The organism is Pseudomonas sp. AN-B15 (genome assembly GCF_019056475.1).
GTDB lineage: Bacteria > Pseudomonadota > Gammaproteobacteria > Pseudomonadales > Pseudomonadaceae > Aquipseudomonas > Aquipseudomonas parakoreensis.
Genome location: NZ_CP049737.1, coordinates 3,667,924 through 3,683,180, shown reverse-complemented (window position 1 = coordinate 3,683,180; position 15,257 = coordinate 3,667,924). Strand labels below are relative to the sequence as shown.

General features: G+C 61.4%; 16 protein-coding genes. 8 read left to right on the top strand and 8 right to left on the bottom strand.

Features of this window, described 5'->3' with window-relative positions; genetic code table 11:
• Positions 1 to 33: 33 nt before the first annotated feature.
• From GTQ41_RS16370 to GTQ41_RS16350, 5 genes are all read right to left on the bottom strand, one after another.
• Positions 34 to 1,383 (bottom strand): APC family permease, encoded by a 1,350-nt coding sequence (locus tag GTQ41_RS16370; protein WP_047293395.1) that lies wholly within the window; start codon positions 1,381 to 1,383, stop codon positions 34 to 36.
• Between the two features lie 84 nt (positions 1,384 to 1,467).
• Positions 1,468 to 2,220 carry an N-formylglutamate amidohydrolase gene (locus tag GTQ41_RS16365; protein ID WP_041074157.1) on the bottom strand — a complete coding sequence of 251 codons (753 nt, stop codon included), beginning with the start codon at positions 2,218 to 2,220 and terminating at the stop codon, positions 1,468 to 1,470.
• The gene (locus tag GTQ41_RS16360) at positions 2,204 to 3,535 is read right to left on the bottom strand and encodes a glutamine synthetase (protein ID WP_047293398.1); all 1,332 of its coding nucleotides are present in this window, start codon (positions 3,533 to 3,535) and stop codon (positions 2,204 to 2,206) included. Before GTQ41_RS16360 ends, GTQ41_RS16365 begins: the two co-directional genes overlap by 17 nt.
• A complete protein-coding gene (locus GTQ41_RS16355) occupies positions 3,532 to 4,176 on the bottom strand; it encodes an isochorismatase family cysteine hydrolase (protein ID WP_047293399.1) in 645 nt (214 codons plus the stop codon). Before GTQ41_RS16355 ends, GTQ41_RS16360 begins: the two co-directional genes overlap by 4 nt.
• Before the next feature lie 2 nt (positions 4,177 to 4,178).
• Positions 4,179 to 5,033 carry a MurR/RpiR family transcriptional regulator gene (locus GTQ41_RS16350; RefSeq protein WP_047293401.1) on the bottom strand — a complete coding sequence of 285 codons (855 nt, stop codon included), beginning with the start codon at positions 5,031 to 5,033 and terminating at the stop codon, positions 4,179 to 4,181.
• A 311-nt stretch (positions 5,034 to 5,344) separates the two neighbouring features.
• Between GTQ41_RS16350 and GTQ41_RS16345 the strand changes: the two genes are divergently transcribed.
• Both GTQ41_RS16345 and cobF read left to right on the top strand, forming a co-directional pair.
• Positions 5,345 to 5,935 (top strand): histidine phosphatase family protein, encoded by a 591-nt coding sequence (locus tag GTQ41_RS16345; protein WP_196302422.1) that lies wholly within the window; start codon positions 5,345 to 5,347, stop codon positions 5,933 to 5,935.
• Positions 5,935 to 6,690 (top strand): precorrin-6A synthase (deacetylating), encoded by a 756-nt coding sequence (gene cobF, locus GTQ41_RS16340; protein ID WP_047293404.1) that lies wholly within the window; start codon positions 5,935 to 5,937, stop codon positions 6,688 to 6,690. The genes GTQ41_RS16345 and cobF overlap by 1 nt, the downstream gene beginning before the upstream one ends.
• A 132-nt stretch (positions 6,691 to 6,822) precedes the next feature.
• Here the strand turns inward: cobF and ftrA are convergent, their stop codons facing one another.
• The gene (gene ftrA, locus GTQ41_RS16335) at positions 6,823 to 7,797 is read right to left on the bottom strand and encodes a transcriptional regulator FtrA (protein ID WP_047293405.1); all 975 of its coding nucleotides are present in this window, start codon (positions 7,795 to 7,797) and stop codon (positions 6,823 to 6,825) included.
• A 102-nt stretch (positions 7,798 to 7,899) separates the two neighbouring features.
• Here ftrA and GTQ41_RS16330 point away from each other — a divergent pair, with 102 nt between their 5' ends.
• The 4 genes from GTQ41_RS16330 to GTQ41_RS16315 all read left to right on the top strand — a co-directional run bounded on the left by GTQ41_RS16330 (position 7,900) and on the right by GTQ41_RS16315 (position 11,641).
• Positions 7,900 to 8,328: a rhodanese-like domain-containing protein gene (locus tag GTQ41_RS16330; RefSeq protein WP_047293407.1), complete on the top strand. Its 429-nt coding sequence runs from the start codon at positions 7,900 to 7,902 to the stop codon at positions 8,326 to 8,328.
• Between the two features lie 318 nt (positions 8,329 to 8,646).
• The gene (locus GTQ41_RS16325) at positions 8,647 to 9,426 is read left to right on the top strand and encodes an ABC transporter substrate-binding protein (protein ID WP_047293409.1); all 780 of its coding nucleotides are present in this window, start codon (positions 8,647 to 8,649) and stop codon (positions 9,424 to 9,426) included.
• Positions 9,427 to 9,636: 210 nt separating this feature from the next.
• The gene (locus GTQ41_RS16320; protein ID WP_047293411.1) at positions 9,637 to 10,749 is read left to right on the top strand and encodes a M14 family metallopeptidase; all 1,113 of its coding nucleotides are present in this window, start codon (positions 9,637 to 9,639) and stop codon (positions 10,747 to 10,749) included.
• Between the two features lie 175 nt (positions 10,750 to 10,924).
• Positions 10,925 to 11,641, top strand: coding sequence for an alpha/beta hydrolase (locus GTQ41_RS16315; protein WP_047293413.1), 717 nt, complete (start codon positions 10,925 to 10,927; stop codon positions 11,639 to 11,641).
• A gap of 3 nt (positions 11,642 to 11,644) precedes the next feature.
• Here the strand turns inward: GTQ41_RS16315 and GTQ41_RS16310 are convergent, their stop codons facing one another.
• Together GTQ41_RS16310 and GTQ41_RS16305 are read right to left on the bottom strand one after the other, a co-directional pair.
• Positions 11,645 to 12,211 carry a hypothetical protein gene (locus GTQ41_RS16310; RefSeq protein ID WP_047293415.1) on the bottom strand — a complete coding sequence of 189 codons (567 nt, stop codon included), beginning with the start codon at positions 12,209 to 12,211 and terminating at the stop codon, positions 11,645 to 11,647.
• A 75-nt stretch (positions 12,212 to 12,286) separates the two neighbouring features.
• A complete protein-coding gene (locus tag GTQ41_RS16305; RefSeq protein WP_047293417.1) occupies positions 12,287 to 13,081 on the bottom strand; it encodes a hypothetical protein in 795 nt (264 codons plus the stop codon).
• A 132-nt stretch (positions 13,082 to 13,213) separates the two neighbouring features.
• On the opposite strand from GTQ41_RS16305, the gene GTQ41_RS16300 reads away from it, so the two are divergent.
• Entirely contained in the window at positions 13,214 to 13,750 is a 537-nt protein-coding gene (locus GTQ41_RS16300; RefSeq protein ID WP_047293419.1) for a chalcone isomerase family protein, read from the top strand.
• Between the two features lie 143 nt (positions 13,751 to 13,893).
• Positions 13,894 to 15,213 (top strand): Nramp family divalent metal transporter, encoded by a 1,320-nt coding sequence (locus GTQ41_RS16295; RefSeq protein WP_041073538.1) that lies wholly within the window; start codon positions 13,894 to 13,896, stop codon positions 15,211 to 15,213.
• Positions 15,214 to 15,257: the final 44 nt, after the last annotated feature.

Genomic DNA, 15,257 nt, shown 5'->3' with positions numbered 1-15,257 from the left:
CTGACTTGTTGTCAGACGCCGCTCTTTTTCTTGTCAGCCGTTACTCGGGTCAGGCAGCGCGCTGCTGGCGCCGAGCTTGTTCAGGAAGAACAGGTACACCAGACCCAGCGCGATCCAGATCAGGCCGAGTTTCTGCGCATCGACGCCCATGTTGTACATGATGGCGGCGACGATGATGAAGCCGATCACCGGGCAGATCAGATGGCGCACGACCTGGCCGGACTTCTGCCGACGCCAGTAGTAGTTGATCACTGTCAGGTGCAGCAGCATGAAACCGCTGAGGGCACCGAAGTTGACCAGCGAGGTCAGGGTGTCGACCGAATTGATGAACAGGTAGCAGATCACCAGCGACAGCAGCGCCACCAGATAAATGCTCAGGTACGGGGTGTTGTGCTTCGGGTGCACCTTGGCCAGCACTTTCGGCAACTTGCCGTCACGGGCCATGCCGAACAGCAGGCGCGACACCGCGGCTTGCGAGGTGATTGCCACGGCAACCCCCCAGGCCAGAGCAGTCGCCACACCGGTCAGCGTTGCCAGCCAGCTGCCCGCCGCGATTTCGGCGATTTCATAGAACGCGGTGTCGGCGGACTTGAAGCCCATGCCGGCAGCGAGGTCGGTGGCGATCCAGGTCTGTACGACGAAAATCGCGCCCATCACCAGCAGCGTGATCAGCGCTGCCCGACCGACGCTTTTGCCCGGGTCGCCCTTGATTTCTTCGGCTAGCGTCGAGATCGCATCGAAGCCAAGGAACGACAGCACCGCAATCGACACCGCCTGCATCAGCAGGGCGAAGTTGAATGTTTCCGGGTGAAACAGCGGCGCCAGGGTCAGCTCGCCGTTGCCGCCGCCGTTGTGCAGGGCATTCCAGGCGTAGAACAGGAAAATCCCCAGCACCACCAATTGCGCCAGCAGGAAGATGATGTTCATCCGTGCGGTGAAGGTGATGCCGCGCAGGTTGACGAACGTCGCGCTGACGAGGAACGCCAGAATGAAGCCGACTTTCGGAATGTCCGGGTACAGATGGTTCAGGGCCATCGCCGCGTAGACATATAGCAGCGGCGGAATCAGCAGGTAGTCGAGCAGCATCAGCCAGCCGGCGAGAAAGCCGACGTGTTGGTTGAGGCCGCGTTGCGCGTAGGAGTAGACCGAACCTGCAATCGGAAATGCCCGCGCCATGCTGCCATAGCTCAACGCGGTGAACAGCATCGCCACCATGCCGATGATGTAGGCCAGCGGCACCATCCCGGGCGCCTCGGCATTGACGTAGCCATACACGCCAAACGGGGCGATGGGGATCATGAAGATCATTCCGTACACCACCAGATCGGTCAGTGTCAGGCTACGTTTCAACTCCTGTTTGTAGCCGAACTCTTCTATTTCCATGAAGCGCAACTCCTTGTCAGCCTATCCGGCGTTTTAGTTGTTATGTCGGTCCATCGTTTACCGCGTTATCAATCTTTGCATTCGTTACAGCAGCGGTGCCAGGCGCTCGGCCCACAGCGAAACCGCTTCCGGGCTGCGCAGCAGATCGTTGCGCACTTCGATCAGCACCGACTCCAGTCCACGGGCATCGCCGTGCACTGGCACGGTCATGTCACCCAGCGGATCGATCCGGTACGGCTGGTTGCCCGCGACCTTCAACGGGTGCTGGCCGAGGCCGTCGATCAGCCGTTGTGCGTAGGCGCTGGCCTGGCCGAACAACACGCCGACTTCCAGCGGGCGCGGCTGGCCGTAATACACCGGGGTAAAGCTGTGAATCCCCACCACCCGTACCGCTTGACCCTGCGCGACGCGTTGGTCGATCAGGGTTTGCAGCCGGGCGTGAAACGGTTTGAACAGCGTCTGGCGCCGGTACTCGCGAGTGGCTTCGTCCAGCTCGCGATTGCCGGGCACCTGATAAATCTCGCTCTGTGCCGGAATGCTGTCGGGGGCATGCCGGGGCCGGTTGAGGTCGATCAGCAACCGTGAATAGTTGGCGCTCAACAGTGTCGCCCCGAGCACCTGCGAAAGCTTTTCAGCCAGTTGCAAGGCGCCGATGTCCCAGGCGATGTGCTCGCGCGCGGCTGCATCGTCCAGGCCTAGGTTGTTCAGGGCTTCGGGGATGTAGCGGCTGGCGTGCTCACACACCAGGATCAATGGATGCGATGAATCTTCACGACTCAGGTTGTAGACCGGGCGGGTATACAACCCCAGCTCGGCGGATTCAGTACAGGCGTGCATAGTGCTCACACAGGTCAGCGGGCGAGAGCTGTTCCGTCAGCGCCAGTTCCTCGGTTTTAAGGGCGTGGTAGGTGTCGAGCAACGGCTTGGGCAGCCATTGGTTGAAGGCTGCACTGTCACGCAGGCAATCCAGCGCCTGGGCCAGCGAGGCGGGCAGGGCAACGATGCCCCGGGCCTTGCGTTGCTCGTCGTTGAGTGAATCGGGTATTTCATCGGTGATTGCGTTCAGCGCCAGGCGCTGTTCGATGCCCAGCCGTCCGGCGATCAGCAGCGCGGCCATCGCCAAGTGCGGCGAAGCGGTGGCGTCCATGGCGCGGAATTCGAGGTTGTACTGCGCCGCCACGGATTTGCCGCCCAGGCTCACGGTCGGACAAATGCGCAACGCCGCTTCACGGTTCTGCTGCCCCAGACACGCGTAGGACGCGCTCCAGTGATGCGGCTGCAGGCGTTCGTACGACACCGGCGTCGGCGCGGTGAATGCACACAGCGCTGGCAGATAATGCAGGATGCCGGCCGCCCAATGCTGGCCGAGGGTCGACAGACCGTTGCTGGTGCCGGCGTCATAGAGCAGCGGCAGACCTTGCAGGTCGAGCAGGCTGACGTGCAAGTGCACGCCGTTGCACACCGCATCGGCCTTGGTTTTCGGCGCGAAGCTGACGTCCAGGCCCATTTGCCGGGCGATTTCACGGGTGATCTCGCGCACATTGACCGCACGATCCGCCGCTGCCACGCCGCAGGTCGGGCGGCAGGTGATTTCGTATTGATGCTTGCCGTATTCCGGCAGAAACATCTCTGGCTCGACGCCACCGGCACGCAAGGCGCTGAGCAGCCAGCCGCCGAACTCGGCGCCCTGACGCTGGGCTTCGAGGGAAAACGCCAGGTGTTCAGCGAAGCCGGCATGCAGGTTGAATTCATGTTCGAACGCTGCGTTGACCTGCAGGCCGAGGTCGTCGCGATAACGTTCGATTTCATCGCGCAGCAGCGTGCGCGGGCAAGCGCTCCACGGCCGGCCATCGGTCTCGCGGATGTCGCCGTGGATAAAGTCCAGCGCCGGTGCTGCGGCGTCCGGGCCATTACCGACCGTCACGCGACTGGCCAGATCGGGAATCAGCCGCAAATCACCATAGGCGCCCCATGGGTTGGTCGAGGCGATGATGTCCTGAGGCGTCAGTGCGCTGTTGGCCGGCACCCAGCCGCACCCGGCCGCTTGATAATGCTCCAGCTGATCGGTGGGAAACGAACGGCCACGGGTGATGCCGATCAAGTCAGTGGTGACGATGGTGGTCATCGGCAACGGCGTCAGGCGCTCGCTCATGGGCGCATCTCCTGCAACCTGCCGAGCACCGTCTGGGTGTCGGTGATCCAGCAGTAGCCCTTGATCGCATTCAGGCAGGCGTCATGTCGCGCCGGGGTGTAGGTGGCGCAGGCGTCTTCGACCAGCGTCACCAGATAACCGCGGTCGGCGGCATCACGCACCGCCATGTCGACGCACTGGTCGGTGACGATGCCGGCGACGATCAAGTGGCGGGTTTCGAGGTTGCGCAGCACGTAATCGATGTTGGTCGAGTTGAACACCCCGGACGAGGTTTTCGGTAACACGATCTCGTTTTCCACCGGCGTCAGGTCGTCGATGATCCGCGCCTGTTCACTGCCCTTGGGCAGGTGCATGTCCGACAGTTTGTGATCCAGCGAGCGGTCGCGGCCGTCAGCGGTCAGGCTTTCGATAATGGTGTGCAGCACGTTCTGCCGCGCTTCGCGAAAGGCGCTGAGCAAGCGGCGCTGGTTGGGCACCACCTGCATGTGGGTGCGGGTCAGGAAATACTCGGCGTCCGGGCCGTTCAGGTGCGGATCGAACTGCGGTTCGAGCCAGGCACGCTGCATGTCCACCAGCAGCAACGCGGTGTGATCGGTGACAAACGGCAAGTCCCGCGGTGAGCGGTGGGGAAGACTGAACATCCTTATTTATCCTCCAGCAGGTGGGTGTGGAACTCGTTGCGCAGGGCGTCGATGCCTTCCAGGCGATCGGCCAGATCGGGGCTGCGCAGGGTCAGGCAGGCAATCAGTGCTTCGACCTGGGCCAGCGCTGGCACCATGGTGTCGAACGGCGAAGCCGATTCCACCGGGGCGCTGATGATCAGGTCGGCCAGTTCACGCAGCGGTGAGGCATAGATGTCGGTGAACAGCACCACCCGGGCGTTGCGGCTTTTTGCAGCACTGGCCACGCGCAAGGCCTGGGTCTGATAGCGGCGATAGTCGAACAGCAGCACCACGTCCTGGCGTTGCAGATCGAACAGGCGGTCGGGCAGTTGCGCGTTGTCTTCCAGGGCAAAGCAGCCGGGGCGCAGCAGACGCAGGTGATTGAGCAGATAGTTGGCCATCAGGCTGCTGAAGCGTCCGCCGAAGCAGTAGATCTGGTGCCGCGTATCGAGCAGCCAATCGAGCAGAATGCGTATGTCTTCGGGCTGGGTCAGGACCTGGGTTTCCACCAGCAGGCGTTGGCTATCGGCCAGATAATGGCCCCAGGCGTCGTCCTTGTTCAGGTGCGAACGCGGCTGCAGCAGGGTGCGCGGCGAGCGCAGGCGGTGGTCCATATCGCTGAGCAGGGCGTCCTGAAATTCGGCATAACCGCCGAATCCGAGCTTTTTCACCAGCCGCACGATGGTCGGATCGCTGACGCCGGCGTGTTCGGCCAGACGCGCCATCGGACCCAGGCCATTGCGTGGATACTGGTCGAGCAGGGCGCGAATCACTTTGCGCTCCGACGGCGTCAGCTCCAGGCCGGGATCGGTGATCAAGTCTCTAAGAGGGGGCATCCGGGCTCCTGCTGGATGAGGGGGTGTTGAATTTGTTTCATAATCCGTTAAAACAGTATTTATGTAACTCAGGTTACATGTCTAGTGAATTTTTTGCGGTAGGAATTCACTGTTTAAATAACCTCAAAGAGCTGTGTCACAAGGGCTACACCGATGTCCTCGACCCTTGTAGTCCATTGCCTATTGGTGTGTGAGACATTGCCGTTTTTGTACGCTCGTCGGGGTACCGTCCTGGCTCGCGAGGTCCCCCGAGCCGCCCGGTTTTGCGGCACAATTGCCGCAAAACCGGCAGTTTGCCGCCGATTCAATCGATGTTCAGCGAGTGCAACCCTGTGCAATCCACCTGTTTGACTTTGATCTGCCACGCTCGAACCGTCGCACAGAAATTGTCGCGTTTTCCTACGAACGAGCCGGTTGAAAATCCGCCATCAGAGCTCGCTGCGTTGACCACACAATTCGCCAGCGCCGGCCGTCTGTTGTGCGGGCCGGAATTGCGTACGCGCCAGACCGCCGAGTGGTTCGGTGCGGCGCCGCAGGTGGACGAAGCGCTGCGCGATTGCGATATGGGGCGCTGGCACGGACAAGCGATCAAGGATCTGCAACTGCGCGAGGCCGAGGCTTTGCAGGCATGGATCAGTGATCCGCAGGCGGCACCCCATGGCGGCGAGTCGGTGACGCAATTGGGCGAGCGCGTGGCGGTATGGCTGGCCAGCCTGCAAGGCACGCCGGGGCCTATCGTCGCGATCACCCATCCTTTTGTGGTGCGGGCTGCATTGATGCAGGTGGTGCAGGGCGTAGCGTTCAACGCGATTGATGTTGAGCCGCTGTCAGTCGTTGAACTGCGGTTCAACGGGATCTGGCGGCTACGCTTGCCGAGTAGCGTTCGTGTGGGAGCACAGTGATGAAACGACTGCTGGTCATCGGCATCGGCGCCGGCAACCCCGACTACATCACCCTGCAGGCGGTGAAAGCGCTCAACCGGGTAGATGTGTTTTTTCTGATGGACAAAGGCCCGCGCAAGGACAAACTGATCGATCTGCGTCGCGACATCTGTGAGCGCTACATCACCGATCCTGCCTATCGTTTCGTCGAAGCTCACAGCCCGGAGCGTGAGCGTGGCGACGTGGACTACACCCGCGCGGTCGAAGATCTGAACCGTGCAAAGCAGGAAACCTTCGAGCGGCTGATCAATGAAGAATTGGCTGACAACGACTGCGGTGGTTTCCTCGTGTGGGGCGACCCGGCGCTGTACGACAGCACGATTCGTATCCTGCAGGCGATTCTGGCGTCAGGCCGCTGTGTGTTCGAGTTTGAAGTGATCCCCGGGATTACCAGCGTTCAGGCACTGGCCGCGCAGCATAAAGTGCCGTTGAACAGCATTGGCCGGTCTGTCGAAATCACCACGGGCCGGCGTCTGGCGGCGGGCCAGGTGAGTGACACGGACAGCCTGGTGGTGATGCTCGACGCTGAAGATTCCTACCGCCATGTTGAGGATCAGCAGACCGAGATTTACTGGGGGGCCTACCTGGGCACGCCGGATGAGCTTCTGATCAGCGGCAAGCTTGAGGATGTTGCGGATCAGATCGAGCGCACGCGCAAAGCGGCGCGGGCCGAGCATGGGTGGATCATGGATACCTATCTGTTGCGCAAGCCCTGAATTGTCGGGTGTCGGTTCGGGCCTCATCGCGGGCAAGCCCGCTCCCACAGGTTTTCGGGTTGAAATAAGTTGTGTGTACGACGCCAAACCTGTGGGAGCTGGCTTGCCAGCGAAGGCGTCCGGAAACTCACCTCAGGATATCGCTTTGACCCCACGCCCAAACCGCTCCCGATACACCGACGGCGGCACCCCGACCACGCTGCGAAATGCCACGCGAAAACTTTCCACTGATCGGTAACCACAGCGCTCGGCAATCTGTTCGCTGTTGTGCGCTGTGCTTTCCAGCAGTTCCCGCGCCCGCGCCAGGCGTTCGTGTTGCAGCCACGCCTTGGGCGATTGCCCGCTGGCCTCGCTGAATCGCCGCAGAAACGTGCGCTCGCTCATTGCCGCTTCGCTCGCCAGATCGCGCACTTCCAGCGGTTGGTGCAGACGCTCGCGAGCCCACTGCATCACCCGTGACAAATCGTTGCGCGGCGTCGGGCTGACAGGCGTGGGAATGAACTGCGCCTGGCCGCCGGTGCGTTGCGGCGACATCACCAGCCGCCGCGCCACCGAATTGGCGACCTGAGTGCCAAAGTCGCGGGCCACCAGATGCAGACAGGCATCGATCCCGGCGGCACTGCCGGCCGAGGTGATCAACTGACCCGAGTCGACGTACAGCACATCCGGATCCACCGCTATCGCCGGGAAGCGCCGCGCCAGTTCATCGCTGTAGCGCCAGTGGGTGGTCGCGCCGTGGCCGTCGAGCAAGCCGCTGGCGGCCAGCACGAACACCCCTGAACAGATCGATAGCAGCCGCGCACCGTGGGCGTGGGCCTGACGCAATGCGCCAAGCAGGGCCGGCGGCACCGGGGCTTCGCGATCACGCCAACCGGGAATGATGATGGTGCGTGCCTGCGCCAGCAGCTCCAGGCCGCCGTCGGCCAGGACGTGAATGCCGCCCATGGCGCGCATCGGCCCTGCGTCGACGGCGACGATGCGGTGCTCGTACCACGGGAAATCGAACTCCGGCCGGGCGAGGCCGAAGATTTCCACGGCAATCCCGAACTCGAAGGTACAGAGGCCGTCGTAGGCCAGAATCGCGACCAATCCAGGTGAATCAGGCATTTGGCGGAAAGTTCCCAGTGAGTGTCTTGCGCGCCACTGTAGCGCCAAGTGACGGCCCGATAAAGTCTGTTCACACCCCAACTGATACAGGAGCTCCACAACATGCCCAGCCTGGTTCGCGAAATGCCTGCTGCGCCGTCGGCGATTGCCCTGATGCATTTCAGCAATCGTCTGACCTATGAAACCGATTGTTCCGACGTCTTCAGCAGCCAGGAGGCTGGTGAGGTCGATTTTGTCCTGGTCGATGTGCGTGGTCCGCTGGCGTTCGAGCGCGGTCATGTACCGGGCGCGATCAATATTCCGACGCGGTTGTTGACGCCCGAAGCCTTGTCGACTTACGCCAAGGACACATTGTTCGTGGTCTATTGCGCAGGTCCGCACTGCAACGGCGCCAACAAGGCAGCGGTGAAACTGGCGGCGCTGGGTTACCCGGTCAAGGAGATGATCGGTGGCGTGTGCGGCTGGCTCGATGAGGGCTTTTCGCTGAGCGTCGAACAACCTGCCAAAACCCCCATCGCCTGCGAATGCTGAAATGCTTTTGTAGGAGCTGCCGAAGGCTGCGATCTTTTGGCTTTCAAGAGCAAAAGATCGCAGCCTGCGGCAGCTCCTACAGGGGAGGAATCTTGTCATTTTCAAAGATTTGTCCTACAGCCTTTGCACCATGTCGGCGCACCGTTGATCCCGGTCAACGCGTGCGCCGATGTTCTGTAAGTATTTGTCGCCTAAACACAATTTACCCTGTGCGCGCCGCCATAGACTGCCGTCCACTTCGGTTTTTGCTACTTGATGGCCATGACCGAACGCCAATCGAAAGCTGCCAATAAAAGCCTCCGCACACAGGAGTAATAAATGAAGAAGCTAGTGATGTTCGGTGCCCTGGCACTGTCGATGTTGTCCTTGACCGCTGTGGCTGAGGACGCCAAACCGATTCGTCTGGGGATCGAAGCCGCTTACCCGCCATTCTCGATGAAAACCGCTGACGGCAAGCTCACCGGGTTCGATGTCGACATCGGCGATGCGCTGTGCAAACAGATGGACGTTAAATGCGTGTGGGTCGAGCAGGAGTTCGATGGCCTGATCCCGGCACTCAAAGTGAAGAAGATCGACGCGATCCTGTCCTCGATGACCATCACCGACGACCGCAAGAAGAACGTCGATTTCACCATCAAGTACTACCACACCCCGGCGCGCTTCGTGATGAAGGAAGGCTCCGGTGTCAAAGACCCGCTGACCGAACTCAAGGGCAAGAAAGTCGGCGTACTGCGCGCCAGTACCCACGACCGCTACGCCACCGACATCGCCAAGGACGCCGGGTTTGAAGTGGTGCGCTACGGCTCGCAACAGGAAGCCAACCTGGATATGAAATCCGGTCGTCTCGACGCGATGCTGGCCGACTCGGTCAACCTCAGCGACGGTTTCCTGAAGACCGACGCCGGCAAAGGCTTCGAATTCGTCGGCCCGACCTACGAAGACGCCAAGTACTTCGGTGGCGGCGCCGGCATTGCGGTGCGCAAGGGCGATACCGAGCTGGCCGAGAAATTCAACAAGGCCATCACCGAAATCCGCGCCAATGGCGAGTACAAGAAAGTCCAGGACAAGTACTTCGACTTTGACGTGTACGGCCATTAATACGGCGTAGAAAAAAGTGGTCCCGTTTGCGCGGTGGCCACTTTTTTTGTGCTCTCTTTCTACGGCGGAGATTCACTGTGGGAGCGAGCTTGCTCGCGAATGCGGTTTAACATTCAACATCTTTATTGACTGTCAGGTTGCATTCGCGAGCAAGCTCGCTCCCACAGGGATCTCATCGATCCAGATCTACCAGACTGCAGGAGTTTTCCCATGCAACGCATCGACCATGTCCTGCCCTGGAGCCACTTGGGCAGCGAACGTTCCCTCAGCGTCTTCCGTTACGGCGCGGGCAGCCGCAAGGTCTACATCCAGGCCAGTCTGCACGCCGACGAACTGCCGGGCATGCGCACCGCATGGGAACTCAAGCAACGCCTGAATGCGCTGGAGCAGCAGGGCCGTCTGCAAGGGGTGATCGAGTTGGTGCCGGTGGCCAACCCGATCGGGCTCGATCAGCATTTGCAAGGCAGCCACATGGGCCGCTTCGAGCTGGGCAGCGGGAAGAATTTCAACCGCGCGTTTGTCGAACTCAGCGCGCCAGTGGCGGCGCGCATCGGCGAGCGGCTGGGCAGCGATGCCGAGGCCAACATAGCGTTGATCCGGCAAACCATGGGCCAGGTGCTCGATGAACTGCCGGCCCCGGCCTCGCAGCTGGAAGCGCTGCACCGCTTGCTGCTGCGCCATGCCTGCGACGCCGACATCACTCTGGATCTGCATTGCGATTTTGATGCGACGATTCACCTTTACGCGCTGCCGCAACACTGGCCGCGCTGGCAATCGCTGGCGGCGCGACTGCAGGCCGGCGTTGCACTGTTGTGTGAAGACTCCGGCGGCAGTTCGTTCGACGAGTCGTGCTCATCGCCGTGGCTGCGTCTGGCGCGGGCGTTTCCGAACGCGGCGATTCCCCCGGCGAACCTTGCCACCACTCTGGAACTGGGCAGTATGGGCGATACCCGGGTTGATCAGGCGCAGGCCAATTGCGAAGCGATACTCGGCTTTCTCGCCGAGCAGGGGTTCATCAGCGGCGAATGGCCGGCGGCCCCGAGCGACTGCTGCGAAGGCATGCCGTTCGAAGGCACCGAATACCTGTTCGCGCCGCACCACGGCGTGGTCAGTTTCCTGCGTAATGCCGGGGAGTGGGTCGAGCAGGGCGATGCGTTGTTCGAGGTGGTGGACCCGTTGAATGACCGCCTCACCACCGTCCGCGCCGGCACCAGCGGCGTGCTGTTTGCGATTGATCGTGGACGTTACACCCAGCCGGGAATCTGGCAGGCCAAAGTGGCGGGGCGTGAACCGATCCGGGTGGGCAAGTTGATCAACGACTGATAGAACTTCGGTGTTTTTGCTGGCCTCATCGCTGGCAAGCCAGCTCCCACAGGTTTTGTGAACACCACCGATCACTGTGGGAGCTGGCTTGCCAGCGATGGCGGCATCCGCGACACCACAACGTTCAGACAATGTTAGGCTGCCCCGAACCCGACGCTCCGTGAAGGAAGGCTCTATGTTGAAGGCGTTTGCCCTGTTAACCCTGCTGGCGTCCAGCGCCGTGCATGCGCAAACCACGCTGCAAAGCGACTTGCCACTGAAATACATCGAACAGGTCCACCCGGACGCGAACACTCGACCACTGGTGATATTCCTGCACGGCTACGGCAGTAACGAAGCCGATCTGATCGGTATGAAATTTCAGCTGCCGGCGCAGTACAACTACCTCTCGGTGCAGGCGCCGCTGGCGTTGGGCGAAGGACGTTTCCAGTGGTTTCGCAAGAAAGGCGAAGGGGCTTACAACGGCGAGACCGATGATCTGCAGGCCAGCGGCCAGAAGTTGCGGGAGTTTGTCGCGCAGGCGGCGCAGAAATATCACGCCAGCCCGGACAAGGTGTACCTGATCGGTTTCAGTCAGGGCGCGATGATGACCTACGAAGTGGGCTTGCGTCCGCCGGTGGCGGTCGGCGGGATTGCGGCGTTGAGCGGACGGCTGTTGCCGGTGTTGAAAACCGAACTAAAAGCCGAGCAGCCACCGCTGCCGCTGCACATCTTCATCGGCCATGGCACCGCCGATGATCGAGTGCCGTACCGCGACGGCACCGAGGCCAATACGCTGCTGCAGAAACTCGCCTATAAGCCCGAGTTTCACGCCTATCCCGGCGTCGGCCACAGCATCAGCGCGGCCGAGCTGCGTGACTTGAACGTCTGGCTGCAGCAGCTCAACCCGTGACGGTCACTTGTCCTTGAGGATGGTTTTCACCAGCGCATCGTGACCGCTTTTGTCGCTGGCCCGGGAAATCACCTGGACCAAGGCCATGCGTTTGCCGGAGGCGGCGAGCAGGGTGGTATTGAGTGTCTGGCCGCCGCCTTGGGTGGCAGTGCTGTCGACCTGACGCACGCCGAGGCCACTGCTTTTCTGGGTCAGACTCTTTTCTGTGAGCTTGTTGAAGTCCGGCAGCGCCTTGCGCTGGTCATCGATGAAACTTGCCAGGCTGCCGTCGAGAAATTCGTTGTCGTTGTCCTTCACGCTGGTGCCACCGGCGATCTGGTTTTCCGCGGCGATGACCACGGTCTTGGTCGCCTGATTGGTGTACATCGTGCCTTTGGCACCGGTCGGCCCGGCTGGCAGCGGGTCGGCGCTGAAGCCTTTGGGCAGGACGAAGGTGAACTTGCCGTCCAGCATCGACACGTTGTTGGTCGAGGCCTTTTCCTTGGGCTTGGCTGCCTGGGCGTTGAGGGCGCCGAGACCGGCGACCGCCGCCAGCAACAGGACGACGGCTTTCTTGCTGAGCAATGACATGTGAATCTCCGAGGGATGGTCGCGCCAGGGCGGCGATGATCCCACGGAGCATGCCTGGCATTCCAGCGCGGTTTGTCAGGTGTTCGCATCAGCCTCGGGAGTACGGTTTTTTGCCGGAACAGGTCGGGCCAGCAGTTTACGGGTGACCCCGAGCATGGCCACCGATACCGCGACACCGGCGATGAATCCGCTGAGGCCGAGGCTTGGCAGGGTCAGCGCCGACACCAGACAAAACGCCGAAAACGAGTACATGCCCGTCGCCGTCGCCCGCAGCAATGCCGCGGTAAATGCCGGGCCACGAGTCTGCTGAGAAAACACCGCCATCACACTCCCGAGTACCGGGAACACCGCGAGCAGACCGCTCCAGCGTTCGCCCACGGTACTGGCGAGCATCGTCACCAACAGCGTCAGCGCCGCGCCGGCAATCATTCGCCAGAGCAGTTTGTCCGATTTCGGTGCCGGGCCGTTCAGCACCGGTTGCACATTGGGGAACAGGTATGGCGCGGCGAGCAGGGCAGTGGCCGCCGCCGCGACCGAGAACGTCAGTGACGACGGAATCAGCGACAGCTCCAGCGCCAGCACCGCCCACACCGTCAGGGAAATCGTCAGCGCCCATGGCCAGTTCGCCCGCTGCGCCACCTGCGCGTAGGTGATGCAGAAGGCGATCATGGCGAACATCGCCGACAGCGCCGCCACCGCCGATTGCGCAGCAAACTGCGGCCCCTGTTCGATGGCGAGGAAAAACAGAATCGGCCCGACCACCACCGGCAGCCCCGACAGCCACCCGGCGACGCTCGGCCCCCAGCGCTTGCCAGCGAGGGAAATCAGCAGCAGGAAACCGGGGATCAGCAGTAATTTGAGGATCAGCACGCGGGAGGCCTCCGGGGGATTGAACGGCCACGGTAACCGATTGCTGCATTGATCGACAATTTTTGTATACAAAGTGCGCGAGTGATATCCGCTATGCTCTGAAGATCAGGGTTTACCGGGGTCGATGCCGCAATGAACAAACCATCGAAGTTGCTGCTTGGGTGCTGTGGCATCGGCTTGTGGGCGTTGTTACTCACGCCGACCTGGGCCAATTGGCAGGACGCGGTGCCCGGCGCGCAAATCATCGGCACCGGCGATTTCAGTGTGTTCGGCTTCGACGTCTACAACGCCCGGTTGTGGAGCGCGGCACGCCCACTGTCGACCGAACAGCCCTTCGCTCTGGAGCTGATCTACCGGCGCGAGATCTCGCGCGATGATCTGGTGCAGGCCAGTGTCGATGAAATCAAACGGCTGGCAGGCTCGGGCGTCAGTCCCGCGCAACTGGCCAGGTGGCAAGGACAAATGCAGCAATCGTTCGTCGATGTGCAGGCGGGCACACGGATTACCGGCGTATACCTGCCGGGGCAGGGTGCGCGATTCTTTGTCGGGCAGCAGTTGCAGCACGAAATTGATGATCCGCAATTTGCCCGGGCGTTTTTCGATATCTGGCTGGATCCGCGTACTCGTAATCCCGAATTGCGCGAGCAGTTACTGGGTGTGAGTCGTTAAGAGCAAAAGATCGCAGCCTTCGGCAGCTCCTGCATTGGAATGCATATCCTGAAGGAGCTGCCGAAGGCTGCGATCTTTTGCTCTTCAAGGGTTCAACTGAAACCTCTAAGCTGCGTCTTTCGAACTTGTTTCTGGATGTGTGCGTGAAATTCAGCTTACCCAAAATCGCCACTGCGCCGTTCTGCCCGCCAGAAGTAGCCGGCAGCGTCGCGGTCGATCCGAACGCTTCGTTCTTCAAACGCGTGCTGCGTTTTGCCGGTCCCGGCCTGTTGGTGTCGATCGGCTACATGGACCCCGGTAACTGGGCGACCGCCATCGAGGCCGGTTCGCGTTTTGGTTACAGCCTGCTGTTCGTGGTGTTGCTGGCGAGCCTGGCGGGAATGGTCGTGCAATGCCTCTGCTCGCGGCTGGGCATCGCCACCGGCCGCGATCTCGCGCAATTGTCCCGTGAGCGCTACAGCACCCCGACCGCGCGCCTGCAATGGGTGCTGGCGGAAATCTCGATCATCGCCACCGATCTGGCCGAAGTGCTCGGCTGTGCCTTGGCCTTCCATTTATTGCTGGGTTGTTCGCTGACCTTCGGCATTGCCCTGACTGCCTTCGATACGCTGCTGGTGCTGGCTCTGCAGAACCGTGGCTTCCGTCGGCTGGAGGCAATCATGCTGGTGCTGGTGGCGACCATCGGCGTGTGTTTCTTCGTTGAGCTGGTGCTGATCAAACCTTACTGGCCGCAGGTGTTCGCCGGATTCAAACCGTCGCTCTCGGCGATCAGCGATGCTGCGCCGCTGTACCTGGCGATCGGTATTCTTGGCGCGACGGTGATGCCGCACAACCTTTACCTGCACACCTCGATTGTGCAAACGCGGATGATCGGCAAGGATCTGGCGAGCAAGCAGGACGCGGTGAACCTGGCGCGGATCGACACCATCGGTTCGCTGGCGCTGGCGCTGCTGGTCAACGCGGCGATCCTGATTCTGGCGGCGGCCGCTTTTCACCAGTCCGGGCATACCGACGTGGTCGACATTCAGGACGCCTACCACTTGCTCGACCCGCTGGTTGGTGGTGCGCTGGCCAGTGTGCTGTTCGGCGTCGCGTTGCTGGCATCGGGGCAGAGCTCGACGTTCACCGGGACCATCGCCGGGCAGGTGATCATGGAGGGTTACCTGAACCTGCGAATTCCCTGCTGGCAGCGGCGTTTGATCACGCGTGGGCTGGCGTTGATCCCGGCATTCATTGGCGTGTGGCTGATGGGCGACAACGCGGTGGGCAAATTGCTGGTGTTGAGTCAGGTGGTGTTAAGCCTGCAGCTGCCATTTGCGCTGTACCCGTTGATCCGCATGACCAGCGACAAACAACTGATGGGGCCGTTTGTGAATCGGCTGCCGACCCGGGTGCTGGCGTGGGGATTGTTTGTGGTGATCAGTGGGGCGAATGCCTGGTTGATTCTGCAGATGGTGGTGTGAGCCATGTTTTGTGCTGCCTGAACCGGCCTCATCGCTGGCAAGCC

Bases quoted from the DNA above. Each gene is read 5' to 3' on its own strand.
- cobF (WP_047293404.1), top strand. From the start codon at position 5,935: ATGAAACGACTGCTGGTCATCGGCATCGGCGCCGGCAACCCCGACTAC.
- GTQ41_RS16320 (WP_047293411.1), top strand. From the start codon at position 9,637: ATGCAACGCATCGACCATGTCCTGCCCTGGAGCCACTTGGGCAGCGAA.
- GTQ41_RS16360 (WP_047293398.1), bottom strand. From the start codon at position 3,535: ATGAGCGAGCGCCTGACGCCGTTGCCGATGACCACCATCGTCACCACT.
- GTQ41_RS16315 (WP_047293413.1), top strand. From the start codon at position 10,925: ATGTTGAAGGCGTTTGCCCTGTTAACCCTGCTGGCGTCCAGCGCCGTG.
- GTQ41_RS16370 (WP_047293395.1), bottom strand. From the start codon at position 1,383: ATGGAAATAGAAGAGTTCGGCTACAAACAGGAGTTGAAACGTAGCCTG.
- GTQ41_RS16325 (WP_047293409.1), top strand. From the start codon at position 8,647: ATGAAGAAGCTAGTGATGTTCGGTGCCCTGGCACTGTCGATGTTGTCC.
- GTQ41_RS16330 (WP_047293407.1), top strand. From the start codon at position 7,900: ATGCCCAGCCTGGTTCGCGAAATGCCTGCTGCGCCGTCGGCGATTGCC.
- ftrA (WP_047293405.1), bottom strand. From the start codon at position 7,797: ATGCCTGATTCACCTGGATTGGTCGCGATTCTGGCCTACGACGGCCTC.
- GTQ41_RS16355 (WP_047293399.1), bottom strand. From the start codon at position 4,176: ATGTTCAGTCTTCCCCACCGCTCACCGCGGGACTTGCCGTTTGTCACC.
- GTQ41_RS16350 (WP_047293401.1), bottom strand. From the start codon at position 5,033: ATGCCCCCTCTTAGAGACTTGATCACCGATCCCGGCCTGGAGCTGACG.
- GTQ41_RS16365 (WP_041074157.1), bottom strand. From the start codon at position 2,220: ATGCACGCCTGTACTGAATCCGCCGAGCTGGGGTTGTATACCCGCCCG.
- GTQ41_RS16300 (WP_047293419.1), top strand. From the start codon at position 13,214: ATGAACAAACCATCGAAGTTGCTGCTTGGGTGCTGTGGCATCGGCTTG.
- GTQ41_RS16310 (WP_047293415.1), bottom strand. From the start codon at position 12,211: ATGTCATTGCTCAGCAAGAAAGCCGTCGTCCTGTTGCTGGCGGCGGTC.
- GTQ41_RS16345 (WP_196302422.1), top strand. From the start codon at position 5,345: ATGTTCAGCGAGTGCAACCCTGTGCAATCCACCTGTTTGACTTTGATC.